This is a genomic window from Stenotrophomonas sp. YJH_SMC_36 (assembly GCF_059369935.1).
Genome location: NZ_JCAFTD010000002.1, coordinates 55,060 through 73,198, shown reverse-complemented (window position 1 = coordinate 73,198; position 18,139 = coordinate 55,060). Strand labels below are relative to the sequence as shown.

Annotated in this window: 15 protein-coding genes; 7 read left to right on the top strand and 8 right to left on the bottom strand. The window is 67.3% G+C overall.

The features are described 5' to 3' along the window. Positions 1 to 61: 61 nt before the first annotated feature. The 5 genes from mtnC to AC5P76_RS03545 form a co-directional block, all read right to left on the bottom strand. Positions 62 to 757: an acireductone synthase gene (mtnC, locus tag AC5P76_RS03565; RefSeq protein ID WP_253118754.1), complete on the bottom strand. Its 696-nt coding sequence runs from the start codon at positions 755 to 757 to the stop codon at positions 62 to 64. Between the two features lie 3 nt (positions 758 to 760). After that, on the bottom strand, positions 761 to 1,318 hold the full coding sequence (locus AC5P76_RS03560) for a 1,2-dihydroxy-3-keto-5-methylthiopentene dioxygenase (RefSeq protein ID WP_053516703.1): 558 nt from the start codon (positions 1,316 to 1,318) through the stop codon (positions 761 to 763). A gap of 78 nt (positions 1,319 to 1,396) precedes the next feature. Further along, positions 1,397 to 2,038 carry a methylthioribulose 1-phosphate dehydratase gene (locus AC5P76_RS03555; RefSeq protein ID WP_053516701.1) on the bottom strand — a complete coding sequence of 214 codons (642 nt, stop codon included), beginning with the start codon at positions 2,036 to 2,038 and terminating at the stop codon, positions 1,397 to 1,399. A gap of 558 nt (positions 2,039 to 2,596) precedes the next feature. Then, on the bottom strand, positions 2,597 to 4,024 hold the full coding sequence (locus AC5P76_RS03550; RefSeq protein WP_053519498.1) for an amino acid permease: 1,428 nt from the start codon (positions 4,022 to 4,024) through the stop codon (positions 2,597 to 2,599). 91 nt (positions 4,025 to 4,115) lie between these two features. Further along, positions 4,116 to 5,591, bottom strand: a complete 1,476-nt coding sequence (locus AC5P76_RS03545) for an amino acid permease (protein ID WP_053519499.1) — start codon at positions 5,589 to 5,591, stop codon at positions 4,116 to 4,118. A 131-nt stretch (positions 5,592 to 5,722) separates the two neighbouring features. On the opposite strand from AC5P76_RS03545, the gene AC5P76_RS03540 reads away from it, so the two are divergent. Next, on the top strand, positions 5,723 to 6,337 hold the full coding sequence (locus tag AC5P76_RS03540) for an NUDIX hydrolase (RefSeq protein WP_081279755.1): 615 nt from the start codon (positions 5,723 to 5,725) through the stop codon (positions 6,335 to 6,337). A 94-nt stretch (positions 6,338 to 6,431) separates the two neighbouring features. Here AC5P76_RS03540 and serA read toward each other — a convergent pair whose 3' ends face one another. After that, positions 6,432 to 7,673, bottom strand: coding sequence for a phosphoglycerate dehydrogenase (gene serA, locus AC5P76_RS03535; protein ID WP_053519501.1), 1,242 nt, complete (start codon positions 7,671 to 7,673; stop codon positions 6,432 to 6,434). 171 nt (positions 7,674 to 7,844) lie between these two features. Between serA and AC5P76_RS03530 the strand changes: the two genes are divergently transcribed. From AC5P76_RS03530 to AC5P76_RS03520, 3 genes are all read left to right on the top strand, one after another. Next, complete coding sequence (locus tag AC5P76_RS03530; protein ID WP_253118753.1) at positions 7,845 to 9,233, top strand: FAD-binding oxidoreductase; 1,389 nt, start codon at positions 7,845 to 7,847, stop codon at positions 9,231 to 9,233. A 62-nt stretch (positions 9,234 to 9,295) separates the two neighbouring features. After that, entirely contained in the window at positions 9,296 to 9,595 is a 300-nt protein-coding gene (locus AC5P76_RS03525; protein ID WP_053519503.1) for a DUF2388 domain-containing protein, read from the top strand. A gap of 10 nt (positions 9,596 to 9,605) precedes the next feature. After that, positions 9,606 to 11,495 carry a DUF7844 domain-containing protein gene (locus tag AC5P76_RS03520; protein WP_495222661.1) on the top strand — a complete coding sequence of 630 codons (1,890 nt, stop codon included), beginning with the start codon at positions 9,606 to 9,608 and terminating at the stop codon, positions 11,493 to 11,495. Here the strand turns inward: AC5P76_RS03520 and AC5P76_RS03515 are convergent. Further along, complete coding sequence (locus AC5P76_RS03515) at positions 11,473 to 12,540, bottom strand: ATP-binding protein (RefSeq protein WP_053519504.1); 1,068 nt, start codon at positions 12,538 to 12,540, stop codon at positions 11,473 to 11,475. The two genes, AC5P76_RS03520 and AC5P76_RS03515, sit on opposite strands and share 23 nt — an antisense overlap. After that, complete coding sequence (locus AC5P76_RS03510; RefSeq protein ID WP_180876004.1) at positions 12,540 to 13,256, bottom strand: response regulator; 717 nt, start codon at positions 13,254 to 13,256, stop codon at positions 12,540 to 12,542. Before AC5P76_RS03510 ends, AC5P76_RS03515 begins: the two co-directional genes overlap by 1 nt. Before the next feature lie 129 nt (positions 13,257 to 13,385). Here AC5P76_RS03510 and AC5P76_RS03505 point away from each other — a divergent pair, with 129 nt between their 5' ends. The 3 genes from AC5P76_RS03505 to AC5P76_RS03495 are packed head-to-tail and all read left to right on the top strand — an operon-like array spanning position 13,386 to position 18,093. Further along, positions 13,386 to 14,534 carry an efflux RND transporter periplasmic adaptor subunit gene (locus AC5P76_RS03505; RefSeq protein WP_253118752.1) on the top strand — a complete coding sequence of 383 codons (1,149 nt, stop codon included), beginning with the start codon at positions 13,386 to 13,388 and terminating at the stop codon, positions 14,532 to 14,534. 36 nt (positions 14,535 to 14,570) lie between these two features. Next, positions 14,571 to 17,714: a multidrug efflux RND transporter permease subunit gene (locus AC5P76_RS03500; protein WP_495222660.1), complete on the top strand. Its 3,144-nt coding sequence runs from the start codon at positions 14,571 to 14,573 to the stop codon at positions 17,712 to 17,714. After that, positions 17,701 to 18,093 (top strand): nuclear transport factor 2 family protein, encoded by a 393-nt coding sequence (locus tag AC5P76_RS03495; protein ID WP_253118750.1) that lies wholly within the window; start codon positions 17,701 to 17,703, stop codon positions 18,091 to 18,093. The genes AC5P76_RS03500 and AC5P76_RS03495 overlap by 14 nt, the downstream gene beginning before the upstream one ends. The last annotated feature ends 46 nt before the right edge of the window (positions 18,094 to 18,139 follow it).

Below are 18,139 nucleotides of genomic sequence, written 5' to 3'. Positions count from 1 at the left end.
CGGCGGTACCTGGCCTGGGCCGCAGCCAACCCGGGTTGGCTGCGACCAGAAAGGGATCGTGTTACAGCTGGATCTGCTGGAAGTTCTCGACCCGCTCGTGACCGTGGGCGGCGTCGCCGACGCGCGGCATCGGGTAGTCGTCCAGACGGTCCAGCAGGCGGGTCTGCAGACCCGCCTCGCGCGCGGCATCAAGCTCTTCCACCACGTCGGACAGGAACAGGATCTCGCCTGCCGGCACGCCGATGGACTGGACGATGCGGCGGTAACTGTCGGCCTCACGCTTGCCGCCGATCTCGGTGTCGAACCAGCCTGACACCAGCGGGCTGAGATCGCCCGCGTCGCTGAAACCGAAAAACAGCTTCTGCGCCGGCACCGAACCGGAGGAGTAGACGTACAGCGGCAGGCCCGAGGCATGCCATCCCTTCAGCACCGGCGCCACTTCCGGATAGAAGTGCGCGGTGTAGTCGCCACGGCGATAGCCGGCGTCCCAGATCAGGCCCTGCAGCGCCTTCAGCGCCGTGTGCTTGCGGTCCTGGTCGATCCAGCCCTGCAGGGTCTCGGCGACCACGCTGTCCTGGCAGGCGCCGCCGATTTCGCTGGCCACCGTGTCCAGCCAGCGGCGCACCTCCGGTCGCTGGCCATGCTCGGCCACGAAGCCGGGCAGCGCCTGGCGCGCATAGGGGAACAGCACGTTCTTGACGAACGAGATGCTGCTGGTGGTGCCTTCGATGTCGGTCAGGATGACGCGGGGCTGCATGGATCAGGATGCCTGGGTCGGAACGTAACGGGGGAATTTCTGCGCGATGTCGGTGCCGGTGAAGTGGCCGACCCAGCCATCCGGCTCGGTGAAGAAGCGGATGGCCACGAAACTCGGCTCCTCGCCCATGTCGAACCAGTGCGTGGTGCCATCGGGCACGGCGATCAGGTCATCCTTCACGCATTCGATCTCGTAGACCTTGTCACCCACGTGCAGGGTGAACAGCCCCGAGCCGGCAACGAAGAAGCGCACTTCGTCTTCCTTGTGGAAGTGCTCGTCGAGGAACTTCCTGCGCAGCTCGGCGCGGTTGGGATTGTCCGGCGCGATCGACGCCACATCCACGCTCTTGAAGCCCCGTTCAGCGACCAGGCGATCGATGTCGGCGCGGTAAGCGGCGAACACCTCGTCCTGGCTGGCGCCCGGCGCGACCGGTGCGGTGGCCTGCCAGCGCTCGAAGGTCACGCCGATCTTCTGCAGCTCGGCAGCGATGATGGCGCCGTCCTGGCTGTCCAGCAGCGGGGATTCGGGGCGGGTGTCGTCGTAGATGCGCAGTCGGCTCATGGCGGCAGCTTGAACGTCTCGGGGGGAGGACAGGGTAGCAGGGTGGCGGGCGGGCGCAGATTGCGGTTTGGAATCTGCTCAGCCACGCAGCCTGCGCAGTTCCAGTTCGCAGTGCAGCAGGAACTCGAATGCCTCAAGGTGGCGGCGCGCTTCGGCCATGTCGCGGCCCCAGGCGTACAGGCCGTGGCCATCGATCAGGTAGCCCCACAGCGTCTGGCGGTCCAGCAGATCCTCGACCTGGGCCGACAGCACGTTCATGTCCTGGGTGTTGGCGAACACCGGAACGTCGATGGCCATCTCGTGCGTGCTGTTGCCGGCAAAGGCTTTCAGCAGCTCATAGCCTTCCAGGCGGATGTGCCCCTGCGGTGCATACAGGCGCGAGGCGACGGTCTGCACCGGCGAATGCGTGTGCAGGACGCAGCCGACTTCCGGGAAACGCCGGTACAGCTGCGTGTGCAGCAGCGTCTCGGCGGACGGGCGCAGGGGACGGCCGACGGCCTGGCCATCGAAGTCCACGACCATGATGTCGTCCTCGATCAGCCGCCCCTTGTCCTTGCCGGAGACGGTGATTGCCGCATGGCGGTCGTCGAGCCGATGGGAGAAGTTGCTGCTGGTGGCCGGGGTCCAGCCGGCCTGGGCCAGTTCGCGGACGTTGTCGATCAGCAGCTGGGCGAGCTCGCTCAGGCGCGCGGTGTCGTAGGGGAGGGGGGCGGCGTTCATGCGGGCGATTTTACTGGATTCGGCCAACGGCTGAGCCCCTCGTGGCTGTCTCGCGGGGCGGGATTTCTTGCTTTGGCCGGGCGGGTGGGCTGTGCAGAGGACGCCAAACCCATCCTTGGGGGCTTGGCCGCGGCATCCCTGCCGCGGACATCCCTGCACAGCCCACCCGCCCGGCCACGGACAGGTTCCGTGCGCGTCAGCCACGGAGTGAAGAAGGAAAAGCGAAAAGCGGGTCGCTTCGCTGCACTTGCTCGGAGCGGAGCATGGCTCCGCTCTACAGAGGATTCATCGACCTACGAAAATTCATCTCCTGGACGAATTCATCCACGCAAGACGTGGACCAACCAGACGCGCCAGGAGACTGTCGGAGGTGGGGCGGGTTGGGTTCGCGGGGGTGTCCGCGGCATGGATGCCGCGGCCAAGCCTCCAGGGATGGATTCACGGCGTCCCCCGCGAACCCAACCCGTCCCGCCAAACCCTCGGCCCCGCTGTTGCTGTTGCCGTTGCTCCGGCTTCAACGGCGGGTGCAGGGCCGCAGGCCCTGCAATGCAGAACCCCTTACTTCACCCGCAGGCGGCTGTGCCGGAAGCCGTAGCAGAAATAGATCACGAACCCGAAGAACGTCCACACGCCCATCAGCATCCAGTTGTGCATGGTCATCGCCGACAGCAGCGCCAGGCAGCTGAGCACGCCCAGGCTGCAGATCAGCCACGCCATCGGCATGCGGAACGGGCGCGGCAGGTCCGGTTGGGTGCGGCGCAGGATCAGCACGCCCGCACACACCGCCGCGAAGGCGATCAGCGTGCCCATCGAGGTCAGTTCGCCGAGCACGTCCAGCGGGAACAGCGCAGCCAGCAGGGCGATGCCGATTCCGGTGATGACCGTATTGATATGCGGAGTGCGGTACTTCGGATGGATCCGGGTGAACACGGGCGGCAGCAGGCCATCGCGACCCATGATCATGAAGATGCGCGGCTGCGCGATCACCATCACCAGTACGACCGAAGAAAGGCCGACCAGTGCCCCGATTTCCACCACCACCCGCAGCCAGCCCAGCTGGGGATGCGCCGCGACGGCGGTGACCACCGGCTCATCGGTGCCGAGCAGGGTGTACGGCACCAGGCCGGTCATGACGGCCGCCATGGCGATGTACAGCACCGTGCAGACCACCAGCGAGAGCATCATGCCGATCGGCATGTCGCGCTGCGGACGGTGTGACTCCTGGGCCGCCACCGAGACCGCCTCGAAACCGATATAGGCGAAGAACACCATGGCAGCGCCACGCAGCACGCCCTCCATGCCGTACTTGCCGGGCCCCTGGTTCTCCGGAATGAACGGGGTCCAGTTGGCAGGATCGACGTACTTCCAGCCAACCACGATCACCAGCACGATCAGGCCGGTCTTGAGCACCACCATGGCCATGTTCATGGCCGAGGACTTGCTGATGCCCACGTAGCACAGCCAGGTCAGCAGCAGCACCAGGATGGCCGCCGGCAGGTTGGCGATCGCGCCGGTCGGGCGCAGCTGCCCGTCCAGCGGCGCGCTCACCAGTGCGGCCGGCAGGTGGATGTCGAAGTGACTGAGCAGGCTCAGGAAGTAGCCGGTCCAGCTGACCGCCACTGCCGAGGCGGACACACCGTACTCCAGCACCAGCATCCAGCCGATGAACCAGGCCGAGAGCTCGCCGAAGGTGGCATAGGTGTAGGTATAGGCGCTGCCCGAGACCGGCACCATCGAGGCGAACTCGGCGTAGGCCATGGCGCAGAACGCGCAGCAGATGGCGGCCAGCACGAAGGACAGCATGATGGCCGGGCCGGCATGGTTGGCTGCGGCCTGCCCGGTGATGACGAAGATGCCGCCGCCGATCACTGCGCCGATGCCCAGGGCGGTCAACCCCCAGGGTCCGAGGTGGCGGCGCAGGCTCAGGCCATTGGCGTCTTCATGGGCGGCATGCGGGTGCTTGGTGGCCCAGAGTTGCTTGAACATGTGTGGGGATCTTGTCGATGCGCGCCGGATGGGCGCGCGGGCGGAAACACTGGCAGGAGCAGACGGGCCGGCGCAGGGCCGGCCCGCAGGTTCAGGCGGACTTGGCCAGCTTGCTGTTGCGCATGCCGTAGCCGAAGTAGATCAGCAGGCCCAGCACCGTCCAGCCGACGAACAGATGCCAGTGCACCACGAAGGCCTGCCAGAACAGGAACAGGCAGGCCGCCGCGCCCAGCGGGCAGATGATCCACACCACCGGGACGCGGAACGGACGATGCAGCTCCGGACGGGTATAGCGCAGAACCAGCACGCCGATGCATACGGTCGCGAACGCCAGCAGGGTACCCATCGAGACCAGTTCGCCCAGCACGTTCAGCGGCATCAGGCCGGCCAGTGCCGCAGCGATCACACCGACCACGATCGTGGCCCAGTACGGGGTGCGGAAGCGGGCATGGACCTTGCCGAAGAACTTCGGCAGCAGGCCGTCGCGGGAGATCGTGTAGGCGATGCGGGTCTGGCCCATCATCATTACCAGCACCACCGAGGACAGGCCGGCGATGGCGCCGATCTCGACTGCGGTCTTCAGCCAGGACAGGCTGGCATAGGGCTCCAGCGCGGTGGCCACGGGCTTGTCGGTGCCCAGCAGGTGATACGGCATCATGCCGGTCAGCACGGCGCAGACGATGATGTAGACGAGGGTGCACACGGCCAGCGACCCGAGCAGGCCGATCGGCATGTTGCGCTGCGGGTCCTTGGTTTCGCCGGCTGCGGTGGAAACCGCGTCGAAGCCGATATAGGCGAAGAACACGATGGTGGCGGCACGGAACACGCCGCTCCAGCCGAACTCGCCGGATACGCCGGTGTTTTCCGGAATGAAGGGCTGCCAGTTGGCCGGATCGATGTGGGCGGCGCCGAAGCCGATGAACAGGCAGATCACTGTGACCTTGATGGCCACGATGATGGCGTTGACGAAGGCCGACTGGGTCACGCCGACATACAGCAGGCCCGAGACCGCAGCGACGATCAGGACCGCCGGCAGGTTGAACAGCTTGCCGGAAGAGATGAACTCGCTGCCGGTCCATGCGATCGGTGCCGCACTGAGTGCGTCAGGGAACGGCATGTGCAGCGTGGTGGTGATGAAACTGATCAGGTAGGCCGACCAGCCCACCGCAACCGAGGCCGAGGCGAACAGGTACTCCAGTACCAGGCACCAGCCGATGAACCAGGCCATGCCCTCGCCGAGCGTGGCGTAGGAGTAGGAGTAGGCGCTGCCCGATACCGGCATCATCGCGGCGAACTCGGCGTAGCACAGGCCGGCGAGTGCGCAGGCGATGCCGGCGAAGACGAACGAGAGCATCACTGCCGGGCCGGCGTGGTTGGCCGCGGCCTGACCGGTCAGTACGAAGATGCCTGCACCGATCACCGCCCCTACGCCAAGCAGGATCAGGTGTTTCGCCGTGAGGGTCCGTTTCAGCGTGGCTTCGCCGTCCAGGCTGCCTTCGATGGGTTCGCCGGCATCGACGTGCCCGGCCGGTTGCACCGGCTTGACCCTCAACAGAGCTTTCAGCATGCAGTACTTCCCTAATGATCGGTTTGGGGGCCGTCGATACGTTGCCGGCAGCCCTGAATGGTGAAGGCCGCGCGAACGGCCCGCTGTACCTTAGCCAAAGCTGAAGCCAACGCACAAGCGCAATCGCAACAATGAGCGGCGATAATGAACAGTATTTTTCCGAACCACCCCCATTCATGAGCCACACCGCCGAAACCCTTGCCGCGCTTGATGATCGCCTGCGCAGTCTGCTGCGGGACCATGCGCGCCTCGAGCCCGCCCACGACGCCCTGGCTGCCGAATTCGGCACATTGCTGGACGATCCGGAAGATCCGTTCCGGCGCGAGCGGTTGGCCGGCCACTTCACCGCCAGCTGCTGGCTGGTCAGCGCCGATGGCCAGCGCCTGCTGCTGACCCACCACCGCAAGCTGCAGCGCTGGCTGCAGCTGGGCGGCCACGCCGACGGCGACCGCGACTTGGCCCGGGTGGCGCTGAAGGAGGCAGAGGAGGAGTCGGGGCTGTCCGGGCTGGTGCTGGACGATCCGGCGATCTTCGACCTGGACAAGCACTGGATCCCCGAACGCGGGGACGTGCCGGGGCATTGGCACTACGACGTGCGCTTCGTGATCCGGGCGCTGGGTGGCGAGGACTTCGTGCTCAGCGAGGAATCGCTGGACCTGGCCTGGCGGCCGGTGACCGAAGTCGCGGCCGACCCGGAATCGGACGAATCGATGCAGCGCATGGCGCGCCGGTGGTTGGCGCGCTGACGGGGACGTCCACCTCATGCCCGGGCCGCCGGGCATCGCCCGGCGCTACCGTGATCGCGTGGGTAGCGCCGGGCCGTGCCCGGCGAACCTTCAATCAGTACAGGATGCGGGTGCGCAACGTGCCCGGAATGGCCGCCAGTTCTTCGCGCACCGCGGCGGCCTGCTCCTCGCTGGCGGTGATGTCGATCACCACGTAACCCACCTTCGGGTCCGTGCGCAGGAACTGGCCGTCGATGTTGACGTTGTGGCGCGAGAAGATCTCGTTGACCTTGGACAGCACGCCCGGCACGTTCTGGTGGATGTGCAGCAGGCGCAGGCTGTCTTCGTGTTCGGGCAGGGTCACTTCCGGGAAATTGACCGCCGACAGGGTGCTGCCGTTGTCGCTGTAGCGCACCAGCTTGGCGGCGACTTCCACGCCGATGTTGTCCTGCGCTTCCAGCGTGCTGCCGCCGACATGCGGGGTCAGGATCACGTTGTCGTGGCGGGTCAGTGGTGATTCGAAGATGTCGCCGTTGCCCTTCGGCTCCACCGGGAACACATCCAGTGCAGCCCCACCGACATGGCCGCTGGCCAGCGCTGCGTCCAGCGCATCGATGTCGACCACGGTGCCGCGCGCCGCATTGATCAGGTGCGCGCCCTTGCGCATCTTCGCCAGCTCGGTGCTGCCGATCATCCACTGTGTGGCCGGGGTCTCCGGCACGTGCAGGGTAACGATGTCGGCACGTGCCAGCAGGTCGTCCAGGCTGGCCGCGGCACGCGCATTGCCCAGCGCCAGCTTGGTTTCCACGTCGTGGAAGATCACCTGCATGCCCAGCGATTCGGCCAGCACGCCGACCTGGGTGCCGATGTGGCCGTAGCCGATGATGCCCAGCGTCTTGCCCCGTACCTCATGGCTGCCGCTGGCGGACTTCGACCAGCCGCCGCGGTGGCATTCAGCGTTCTTCTGCGGGATGCCACGGGTCAGCATGATCGCCTCGGCGATCACCAGTTCGGCCACGCTGCGGGTGTTGGAATAGGGCGCGTTGAACACCGGGATGCCGGCCAGCTCGGCCGCGTCCAGATCGACCTGGTTGGTGCCGATGCAGAAGCAGCCCACCGCGATCAGGCGCTTGGCCTCGGCCAGCACCTCGGCGCTGAGCTGGGTGCGCGAACGGATGCCGACGATATGCGCCTCGGCGATGCGCGCCTTCAGTTCGTCCTCGGGCAGCGCCTTGGTGTGCGCCTCGATCTGGCTGTAGCCGGCGGCGCTGAATACCTCCACGGCGGTCTGGCTGACCCCCTCCAGCAACAGCACGCGGATATCCTGCTTCGGGAACGAGGTCTTCTTCGGCGACATGGGGCAACACGGCCAGTGGGACAGGGGCTGACCACTATGCCAGATCGGACCGCCCATGGTGCAGTGCGCAATTGGTTGCATCCGTAGCTATCTGTGCGGCACTGCGGGGCTGGACGCTGGCGCGTGCCACTGGCACGCTTGCCCGTTCGTCACGCACCGCGCTGGACCGTCATGACCGATTCCCGCATTGCCTCGCTGCTGCAGGCCTGTCCCGGCCTGAAGCTGAAGACCGACCCATCCGACCTGGAGCATTACGGTCGCGACTGGACCCGGCGCTGGACGCCGGCGCCGCTGGCGATCGCGCTGCCGGCCACGGTCGAGGAGGTGCAGGCGGTGATGCGCTGGAGCGCGGCCGAAGCGGTTGCGGTCGTGCCCTCCGGCGGCCGTACCGGGCTGTCCGGCGGCGCGGTAGCCGCCCACGGCGAACTGGTGCTGAGCCTGGAACGGATGAACAAGGCCCTGGCCTACGACGCGGTCGACCGGACCCTGGTGGTACAGGCCGGCATGCCGCTCGAAGCGCTGCACAACGCCGCGCTGGAGCATGGATTGATCTATCCGGTCGACTTCGCCGCGCGCGGATCGTGTTCGATCGGCGGCAACATCGCCACCAATGCCGGCGGCATCCGCGTGATCCGGTACGGCAACACCCGTGAATGGATCGCCGGGTTGAAGGTGGTCACTGCCAGCGGCGAACTGCTGGAATTGAACAAGGGCCTGATCAAGAACTCCAGCGGCTACGACTTCCGCCAGCTGCTGATCGGTTCAGAAGGCACGCTGGGCGTGATCGTCGAGGCGACGGTGAAGCTGACCGATCCCCCGCCGGCCAGCAACGTGATGCTGCTGGCGTTGCCCAGCTTCGAGGTGCTGATGCAGGTATTCGCCGCCTTCCGTGCGCGCCTGCAGCTGCAGGCGTTCGAGTTCTTCACCGACCGGGCGCTGGAACACGTGCTGGCACATGGTGCGCAGGCGCCGTTCGACGAAGTGCATCCGTACTATGTCGTGACCGAGTTCGCTGCCAATGACGAGGCACAGGAAGCCGCGGCCATGGCGGCCTTCGAGGACTGCATGGGCAACGGCTGGGTCAGCGACGGTGTGATCAGCGCCAGCGACGCACAGGCGGCCCAGCTGTGGCGCCTGCGGGAGGGCATCACCGAATCACTGGCGCGCTACAAGCCCTACAAGAATGACGTCTCGGTGCGTATCTCGGCGATGCCGGCATTCCTGGCCGAGACCCAGGCGCTGATCGGCCAAGCTTATCCACACTTCGATGTGGTCTGGTTCGGCCATATCGGCGACGGCAACCTGCACATCAACGTGCTGAAGCCGGAAGACACCAGCGACGCCGAGTTCCTTGCCCAGTGCGAGCAGGTGACCAAGCTGCTGGCGCAGGTGCTGGCGCGTTTCGATGGCAGCATTTCGGCCGAACATGGGATCGGCCTGGTCAAGAAGGGTTACCTGGACAGCACGCGCGGACCGGCGGAAATCGCGTTGATGAAGGCGGTCAAGCGCGCGTTCGATCCCGAAGGGCGGCTGAACCCGGGCAAGCTGTTCGACGCCTGATCTGGGCAAACCCTTCACGCACCCGTTACGCTCCTCCCATTCCTTCAACCGGCCTTCGACCGATGATCCGACCGTTCCTGCTGATTGCCCTGCTGTCCCTGCCGCTGGCCGGCTTCGCTTCCAGCTTCGCCGGCACCTCGGCCGGTTCGGCAACCGGTGCATCGTCCGGCTCGTCGGGCAGCAGCTCGGGTGACGACAAGGTCGTGCGCGCAGCGCGCGATGATGCCGCGGCCTTTGTCGCCAGCGACGGCCAGATCCGTGGCGCGCGCCTGCAGGCCGCGCTGGTCCATCTGCGCGAGCAGGACGCTGCCGCGCAGCAGCAGAGCGATCTGGAACTGGCGCGCGCCCTGCTGGCGCGTTGATCCGGGCCGCATGCCGCCCGCGGTTTCGCTTGCCGTGGCGCCGGCCGATGCACGGCTGAACGTCTTGCGTACGCGGGCAGCAGCAGATGCCGGCCGCGACCCGGCGCTGTCCAAGCGTGCCCTGCATGCAGGATGGGGTATCGCATTGGCGTCGCTGGCGATACCGGTGGCGCATGCGACCGACCGCCTGCAGCTGGACCCCGCAGGCCTTGATGCAGCACAACAACGGCTGGCCCGGCAGACTCTGGCCGACGTGCAGTCGCTGCTGCCCGAGGGGCTGCTGCGCGCGTTGCCGCCGCAGGTGCAGGTGCGCTGGAGTGAGGCCCTGCCGGCCGATGTGCACGGTCGGGCCTTTGGCGGACGCGTGTCGCTGCGTCGCGACCTGCTGGATGAGGAGGTGCCCGGCGCCCGCCGCGCGCGACGCAGCGCGCTGGTGCACGAACTGGCCCACGTTGCCGACCGCAACGGTGCAGGCTGGTCGCGCAGCGCGCGCTGGCGCGATCTGTCCGGCTGGCAGCGCAGGCCGTGGCATCTGGGCCGCGGTGACAATGATTTCCGTGACCGCAGCCCGGATCCCTACGAGCTGACGGATGCGGCCGAGTACCTGGCAGTGAATGCCGAGCATTTCCTGCTCGATGGTGCGTTCGCCTGCCGCCGTCCAGCCCTGGCGCAGTGGTACCGGGCGCATTTCGGCACGCCGCCATCGCTGCCACGCCCGCACTGTGACGCGACCCTCCCATTGCTGCAGGCCGAAGCGGAGGAGGGGGCAGCCTCGTTGCTGCAGCTGGATCCCGCGCGCGTCTATGCGGTGGACTACCTGTTCGCTGAAGGCAGCCGGCAGCCGATGAGCCGCTGGGGCCACAGCATGCTGCGGCTGGTCATCTGCCGGCCGGGCCGGACGCCGGGACCAGCGTGCCGACTGGATCTCGAACATCACCGCGTACTGTCCTTCCGCGCGTTCGTGGGTGATGTGCAGATTTCCAACTGGCGTGGCCTGACCGGCGACTATCCGTCGCGCCTGTTCGTGCTGCCGCTGCAGCAGGTGGTGGATGAATACACCAAGGTCGAGCTGCGTGGCCTGCAGTCACTGCCCCTGCGCCTCCAGCGCGAAGAAATCGCCAGCCTGCTGGAACGCACCGTGCAGGTGCATTGGACCTACGACGGACGCTACTACTTCGTCAGCAACAACTGCGCGGTGGAGACTGCGAAACTGCTGCAGGCCGGCGTGCCCCGGCTCGGCCAGGCCGGGCTCGCCCAGCTCACCCCGCGGGGACTGCGGCGTCGGCTGGCACGGCTGCATGTTCTGGACGACCAGGTCCTGGCGGATCGGGCGGGTGCGCAGGCCCAGGGGTATTACTTCGCCTCCGCGCGTGATCATTACCAGCAGCTTTTTTCCGTGGCTGCCACCCAGCTCGCCTTGCCGGCGCGCGACGTGCGCGCATGGCTGAATCTGCCCGCGCGCGAGCGCGGCCCCTGGCTGCTGCAGGGTGATCTGCGCGCAAGTGCTGGCCTGCTGCTGCTGGAACAGGCCGCGCAGCGACGCGCGGAGCTGCGCGCGCGTGATGTGCTGAAGCGCCGTCTGCTGGCGGCGCCGGAGGGCGCTGAGGCACGCAGTCTGCGTGAACTGCTGGACCTGAGCGGGCAGTGGCTGCGTCCCGGGGAGCTGCTGGCGGACGGCGGCTACGGCTTGCCGCTGCCTGAGGAGCAGGTACTGCTGGCCGACCGCGTTGCGCTGGCCAGCGCCCAGGCGGTGCCGGCATGGCGGACCCTGCGCATGCAGCTGCGACAGCAGCTGCCGGCGTCGCAGCGGGGGGAACTCGATGACATCGACGCGAACCTGGCGGCGCTGGGTGAGCGTCTGCGACGGCAGGCGACGCCTACTGACGCGGCAGTTCGATGACGAAGCGGCTGCCGCCGCTGCCACCGGGCGCGCAGTAGACCTTTCCGCCATGTGCATCGGCAATGGCCTTGACCACGGCCAGGCCCAGGCCGCTGCCACCGCCCTGGCGCGAACGTGAACCGTCGGCGCGCATGAAGGGGCTGAAGATGTCCGCGTGCAGTGCCGGGTCGATGCCGGGGCCCTCATCCTCGATGGCAACCTGCACGTGTCCCGGGGTGTCATGCACGGCAATCCGCACCCGGCCCGGGCTGGCGTAGCGCCGTGCGTTCTCCAGCAACGCAAGAAGCGCCTGCCGCAGGCGGGTCGGATCGCAGTGGGCGTTGTGCTCCTCGCGGCTGGTCTCCAGTTCCAGCACGAAGCCGGCCGCGCGGAACTGGGGATCGACCAGGGTCATCACCGAGTGCACCTCGGCCACCACATCGGTGCGGGCGCGGCGCACGTCCAGCCGGGCGTTGTCCGCCAGGCTCAGCACGCGCAGATCCTCGATCAGCCGCGACAGCCCTTCCACCTGCGCCAGCAGGCTGCGGAACTGCGATTCGTCGGGGTGGAACACGCCTTCGGCCAGGCCCTGCAGGCGACCACGCAGGATGGTGACCGGCGTGCGCAGTTCGTGGGCGATGGCGGCGTGCCACATCATCCGTTCGCTTTCCATGTGCTGCAGGCGGCGCGCCATCGCGTTGAAGTCGTCGACCAGCGCGGCGACCTCGCCGGGAGAGTTGCCGTCGGCGCTGGCGCGTGCGCCCAGGTCGCCGCTGGCCAGCGCGCGCACGCTGTCGACCAGCGAATTCAACGGGGACAGGATACGGTGGGCGAGGCGGAACGATGCGGCGATCGCAAGGGCCAGCCCGGTCAGGATGACACCGACCATCCAGGCCAGTTCGGGACCGGTGGGCAGCCAGCTCTCCGGCTCGACCGTACTGGCCGGCGAAAACTCGACCAGCACCGCATACAGCAGCCAGGACGAGAGGATCATCATCACGATGACGCCGATCACCATCAGCGACATCGAGACGACGATGTGCCGGCTGAGCCCGGACCGGCGCATCAGCGGTCGGCCATCAGGCGGTAACCGACGCCGCGCACGCTGGCCGGGATGTTGACCATGCCCACGTCGTCCAGCTTGCGGCGCAGCTTGCTGACATGGCTGTCGACCGTGCGCTCCAGCGCTTCACTCTCAGGCAGGCATTCATGCATCAGTTCGCTGCGGCTGAAGATGCGGGTCGGTGCCAGGGCCATGCAGTGCAGCAGCTTGAACTCGGTCAGCGTCAGCAGGACTTCATGGCTGTAGCCATCGCCTTCCACATGCACGGCATGGGTTGCCGGATCGATCAGCAGCTGCCCGATGCGCAGTGCCGCCGGTGCATCCACGCGTGAGGATCTGAGCGTCCGCCGCAGCACCGCGCGCACGCGCGCAGCCACCTCGGCCGGGTTGAACGGCTTGACCACGTAATCGTCGGCGCCCATGCGCAGCGCGGTCAGCTTGTCCAGGTCCTGGTCGAGCGCGGTCAGCATGATCACCGGCGTTTCCCCGCGCTGGCGCAGCTGGCTCAGCACGCTCCATCCGTCCAGCCGCGGCAGTTGTACATCCAGCAGGACCAGGTCCGGACGCATGTTGCGGTGCAGGTCCAGTGCACTGTGGCCGTCGCCGGCGCGCAGGGTGCGCAGGCCCTCACGTTCAAGATAGGCAGTGAGGATGTCGGCGATCTCGGCCTCGTCCTCCACGATCAGGACCAGGGCGGCGAGGGCAGTGGAGGCGTGCATGCGTGGATCAGGCCATAAGGTGCTTGCCTCCATCGTATCTCCACACTTCCTCCATCGAAACCCCATCATCGCCGCGCAGACTGCGCGCTTCATGACCTATCCGCCGCGCCTGCGGCATTGTGCACAGCAATGAGAACCTTCAGGACCCCGGCCGCGTTGATCGCGGTCCTCGCCTTGGCCATGACGGCCTGTTCCTCGCCCGAAGCCAGCCCCGAACCCGCACCGCGCGTGAGTGTGGTCACCGTCGGCCCACAGGTCGTGCAGCGCGACGATGAGCTGCCGGGCCGCGTGACGGCCGTGCGTACCGCACAGATCCGTGCGCAGGTCGGCGGCATCGTGCAGCGTCGCCTGTTCGAGCAGGGGGCCGAAGTCACCGCCGGGCAGGCGTTGTTCCAGATCGATCCGGCGGCCTTCCGTGCGGACGTCGATTCGGCGCTGGCGGCCCTGCAGCGCAGCGAGGCGGCGCTTGCCCGCAGCCGTGTGCAGTCGCAGCGGCTGCACGCCCTGGCGGCGGCGCAGGCCGTCAGCCAGCAGCATCGCGACGACGCCAGCGCCGAGTACGAGCAGGCGCGCGCCGCGGTGAATGAAGCCCGGGCGATTCTTGCCCGCCGCCAGCTGGACCTGCGCTATGCGACGGTCAGCGCGCCGATCAGCGGACGCGTCGATCAGGCATGGGTGACCGAGGGAGCGCTGGTCGGCGTGGCCGATGCCGAGCCGATGGCGGTGGTGCAGCAGATCGACCAGGTCTACGTGGATGTTCGCCAGCCTGCGTCCCAGCTGGAGTCGCTGCAGCGCAGCGCCGCGAGCGGTGGACAGTCGTCGGTGGCGATCATCGGCCCGGCGGGCCGGCCTTTGTCGGAACGTGGCGAGCTGCTGTTCTCCGGCATCAGCGTCGATGCGCGTACGGGCGATGTGATGCTGCGCATCCTGGTGAACAACCCGCAGCGCCAGCTGCTGCCCGGAATGTACGTACGGGCAAGAGTGCCGCGCGGTGCTCCGTCCAGTGCGCTGGTTCTGCCGCAGCAGGCCGTACTGCGCAGTGCCGGTGGTCAGGCCTACGCCTGGGTGGTCGGCAGTGACGGCAAGGCGGTGATCCGCACGCTGGAGATCGATGGCAGCGTGGATCGGCAGTGGCTGGTCCGGCATGGCCTGAAGGCGGGCGAGAAGGTGGTCGTCGAAGGCCAGGAGCGCCTGCAGGAAGGCGTGGTGGTCCAGATGCACGACTGGTCACGGCCCGTCGCCATTGCCGGGGCTGCACCGTCAGGTCGTCAGGGCTGAGTCCGCCAGGACCCGGCCGATCCAGGAAAATCCAACATGGCACGTTTCTTCATCGATCGCCCGGTGTTCGCCTGGGTGCTGGCGATCTTCATCATCCTTGCCGGTGTCCTGGCGATTCCGCGGTTGGCCGTGGAGCGCTACCCGGCAGTCGCTCCGCCCAGTGTCAGCATCTATGCGAGCTATCCAGGCGCAAGCCCGCAGACATTGAACGATGCGGTGGTCGCGCTGATCGAGCGCGAACTGTCCAGCGTCAAGCACCTGCTGTACTTCGAATCGTCGGTGGATACCTCCGGGGAGGCGTCGATCACGGCGACCTTCCAGCCGGGAACCAACCCCGAACTGGCCCAGGTCGATGTGCAGAACCGGATCAAGGCGATCGAGCCGCGGTTGCCGCGCAGCGTGCGCCAGAACGGGCTGTACGTGGAGGCGGCCGATTCTGGTTTCCTGATGCTGGTCGGCCTGCGTTCGCCGGATGCCAGCGTCAGCGAGGCCGCGCTGGGTGACTTCATGGCGCGCAACATCATCGAGGAACTGCGCCGCATCGACGGTGTCGGTCGCGTGCAGCTGTTCGGCGCGGAGCAGGCGATGCGCGTCTGGCTCGATCCCACGCGGCTGACCGGGTACGGCCTGACCATCGGTGACGTTGCCAGCGCCATCGAGCAGCAGAACCTGGAAATCGCACCGGGCCGCATCGGCGACTCCCCCGGTCTGCCCGGCCAGCGCCTGACCGTGCCGCTGACCGCCGATTGCCAGCTGTCCACGCCCGCGCAGTTCGCTTCGATCGTGCTGCGTGCGCGGGCGGATGGCTCGCGGGTACTGCTGGGTGACGTCGCCCGGGTCGAACTGGGGGCGCAGAGCTACGCCTGGGGTACCCGAGAGGATGGTCAGCCTGCGACGGCGGCGGGCGTCCAGCTGCGGCCCGGTGCGAACGCCGTACGCACTGCGGCAGCGGTGCGCGAGAGGATGGCCGAGCTGGCGCCGCTGCTGCCGCGTGGTGTCGAGGCGAGCATTCCGTTCGATACCGCACCCTTCGTCAGCATCTCGATCCGCAAAGTAGTGCAGACACTGCTGGAGGCCATGCTGCTGGTGTTCGCGGTGATGTACCTGTTCCTGCAGAACTGGCGCTATACGCTGATACCTGCCATGGTCGCGCCGATTGCGCTGCTGGGTACGTTCGCGGCGATGCTGGCGCTGGGGTTCTCGATCAACGTCCTCACCATGTTCGGCATGGTGCTGGCGATCGGCATCATCGTCGATGATGCGATCGTGGTGGTCGAAGGCGTGGAACGGATCATGGCCGAGGAGGGGTTGCCACCCCGCGAGGCGACGATCAAGGCAATGCGCGAACTGACCGGCGCGGTAATCGGCATCACCCTGGTACTGACCGCGGTGTTCATTCCGATGGCGTTCGCCAGTGGTTCGGTAGGCGCGATCTACCGTCAGTTCACCGTCGCGATGTCGGTATCGATCCTGTTCTCCGCACTGCTGGCGCTCAGCCTCACGCCTGCACTGTGCGCCACGCTGCTGCGCGGAAGTACACGCGGGCATCATGGCCGCAGTGGCCTGTTCGGCGCCTTCAACCGCGGCTTCGAGCGGATGACCGGCCGCTACCAGCGTGGCGTGGCCGCTGTGCTGCAGCGAAGCGGGCGCGTGATGGGGGTGTTCGTCGCACTGGTGGCAGCGCTTCTGCTGGGCCTGAACGGGTTGCCCGGGGCATTCCTGCCGGAGGAGGACCAGGGGTACTTCATGACCTCGATCCAGCTGCCGGCCGAGGCGACCACCGAGCGCACGCTTGCCGTCGTTGAAGCGTACGAACGTCACGTGGCCTCGCGCCCCGGCGTTGCATCCAACCAGTCGATCCTCGGGTACAGCTTCTCCGGCTCGGGGCCGAGTGCTGCACTGGCCTACACGATGCTGAAGGATTGGGGGGAGCGTGCCGGTGCGACGGCTGCCGGCGAGGTGGAGGCGGTACGGAAGGCGATGTCGACGCTGGTCGAGGGCGAAGTCATGAGCGTGATGCCGCCGGCCATCGACAGCCTCGGCCGCTCGTCAGGCTTCTCGCTGGCGCTGCAGGCGCGGACCGGGCAGACCCAGGCCGAGCTGCGCGCTGCCCTCCAGCAGCTGCTGCAGCTGGCCCAGGCCAGCACACTGCTGTCCGATGTGCATGCCGATGGAATGCCCGCAGGTACCAGCGTCCGGCTTGACATCGATCGCGCCAAGGCCGAGGCGATGGGCGTGGCGTTCAGCGAGATCAGCGGAACGCTGTCGGCGGCAATGGGCTCGCAATACGTCAACGACTTTCCGAACAAGGGACGGCTGCAGCAGGTCATCGTCCAGGCCGATGCGCCGTATCGGATGGAGCTGGGCGACGTGCTCAAGCTGTATGTCCGCAACAGCGAAGGGGGCATGGTGGCGCTGTCGGAGCTGGTCGATCCGCAGTGGACGGAAGCGCCCCTGCAGCTGCAGCGCTATCTCGGCTTCCCGGCATTGAATCTGTCCGGCGCGCCCGCGTCGGGCGTTTCCACCGGGCAGGCGATGGACGAGATGGAGCGCCTGGCCCGGCAGCTGCCGGCGGGCTTCGCGCTGCAGTGGACCAGTCAGTCGCTGCAGGAGCGCGAGTCTGGCGCACAGGCCCCGTGGTTGCTGCTGCTGTCGATGCTGGTGGTATTCCTGGTCCTGGCGGCGCTGTACGAGAGCTGGTCCATACCAATGGCGGTGATGCTGGTGGTGCCGCTGGGTCTGCTGGGAGCCGTGGCGGCGGTGCTGCTGCGGGGCATGCCCAATGACGTGTTCTTCAAGGTCGGCATGATCACGGTGATCGGCCTGTCGGCGAAGAACGCGATCCTGATCGTCGAGTTCGCGCGACAGCTGCAGCAGCAGGGACGCGGGCTGGTGGAAGCGGCCGTGGAGGCAGCGCGCCTGCGCCTGCGACCCATCGTGATGACGTCGCTGGCGTTCGCGCTCGGCGTGGTGCCCCTGATGGTGGCGCAGGGTGCCTCGAAGGAAACACAGCAGGCAATCGGTACCGGTGTGTTCGGTGGCATGGTCAGCGCGACCGTGCTCGCGGTGTTCTTCGTGCCGGTGTTCTATGTGGTGGTGCAGGGGGTGCGGCAACGGATCGCGCGGCGCCTGCGCAGGCGCCGGCCACTGCCGGAAGGATCTACGGATGGGAACGGATAACGGTCAAACGCTGCACGACGTACAGCTGAAGGCGCTGGAACGGCGCCTGTGCCAGGCCCTGATCGAGGATGATCGGCAGGCACTGTCGCTGCTGTTGTCGCCGGCGATGTTCATGATGGATGGCGATGGCGGGCGTCTGTTTGATCTGCCCTGGCTGGATGACTGGTTGGGCGGGCACCTGCAGGTGCGGGCGCTGCATCTGCAGGCGGTGGACACCCTGCTGTGCGGTCGGCTGGCGCTGCTGTCCAGCCCGGTGCAGATGGTGGTCGTCCGGCACGGGCAGGAGCAGGCATTGCGGGTGCGTCTGTTGCGGGTCTGGGCCTGTAGTTCCGGCGGGGAGGGCGCGCAGCTGCTGTCGATGACGGTGCTCGCGGCGTGAACGCGATCACATCGGTTTCAGCGCCGGCTCATCGCCGGATGATAGG

Excerpts from the sequence above, each read along its gene's own strand:
- mtnC (WP_253118754.1), bottom strand. The coding sequence starts at position 757 with ATGCAGCCCCGCGTCATCCTGACCGACATCGAAGGCACCACCAGCAGC.
- AC5P76_RS03560 (WP_053516703.1), bottom strand. The coding sequence starts at position 1,318 with ATGAGCCGACTGCGCATCTACGACGACACCCGCCCCGAATCCCCGCTG.
- AC5P76_RS03555 (WP_053516701.1), bottom strand. The coding sequence starts at position 2,038 with ATGAACGCCGCCCCCCTCCCCTACGACACCGCGCGCCTGAGCGAGCTC.
- AC5P76_RS03550 (WP_053519498.1), bottom strand. The coding sequence starts at position 4,024 with ATGTTCAAGCAACTCTGGGCCACCAAGCACCCGCATGCCGCCCATGAA.
- AC5P76_RS03545 (WP_053519499.1), bottom strand. The coding sequence starts at position 5,591 with ATGCTGAAAGCTCTGTTGAGGGTCAAGCCGGTGCAACCGGCCGGGCAC.
- AC5P76_RS03540 (WP_081279755.1), top strand. The coding sequence starts at position 5,723 with ATGAGCGGCGATAATGAACAGTATTTTTCCGAACCACCCCCATTCATG.
- serA (WP_053519501.1), bottom strand. The coding sequence starts at position 7,673 with ATGTCGCCGAAGAAGACCTCGTTCCCGAAGCAGGATATCCGCGTGCTG.
- AC5P76_RS03530 (WP_253118753.1), top strand. The coding sequence starts at position 7,845 with ATGACCGATTCCCGCATTGCCTCGCTGCTGCAGGCCTGTCCCGGCCTG.
- AC5P76_RS03525 (WP_053519503.1), top strand. The coding sequence starts at position 9,296 with ATGATCCGACCGTTCCTGCTGATTGCCCTGCTGTCCCTGCCGCTGGCC.
- AC5P76_RS03520 (WP_495222661.1), top strand. The coding sequence starts at position 9,606 with ATGCCGCCCGCGGTTTCGCTTGCCGTGGCGCCGGCCGATGCACGGCTG.
- AC5P76_RS03515 (WP_053519504.1), bottom strand. The coding sequence starts at position 12,540 with ATGCGCCGGTCCGGGCTCAGCCGGCACATCGTCGTCTCGATGTCGCTG.
- AC5P76_RS03510 (WP_180876004.1), bottom strand. The coding sequence starts at position 13,256 with ATGCACGCCTCCACTGCCCTCGCCGCCCTGGTCCTGATCGTGGAGGAC.
- AC5P76_RS03505 (WP_253118752.1), top strand. The coding sequence starts at position 13,386 with ATGAGAACCTTCAGGACCCCGGCCGCGTTGATCGCGGTCCTCGCCTTG.
- AC5P76_RS03500 (WP_495222660.1), top strand. The coding sequence starts at position 14,571 with ATGGCACGTTTCTTCATCGATCGCCCGGTGTTCGCCTGGGTGCTGGCG.
- AC5P76_RS03495 (WP_253118750.1), top strand. The coding sequence starts at position 17,701 with ATGGGAACGGATAACGGTCAAACGCTGCACGACGTACAGCTGAAGGCG.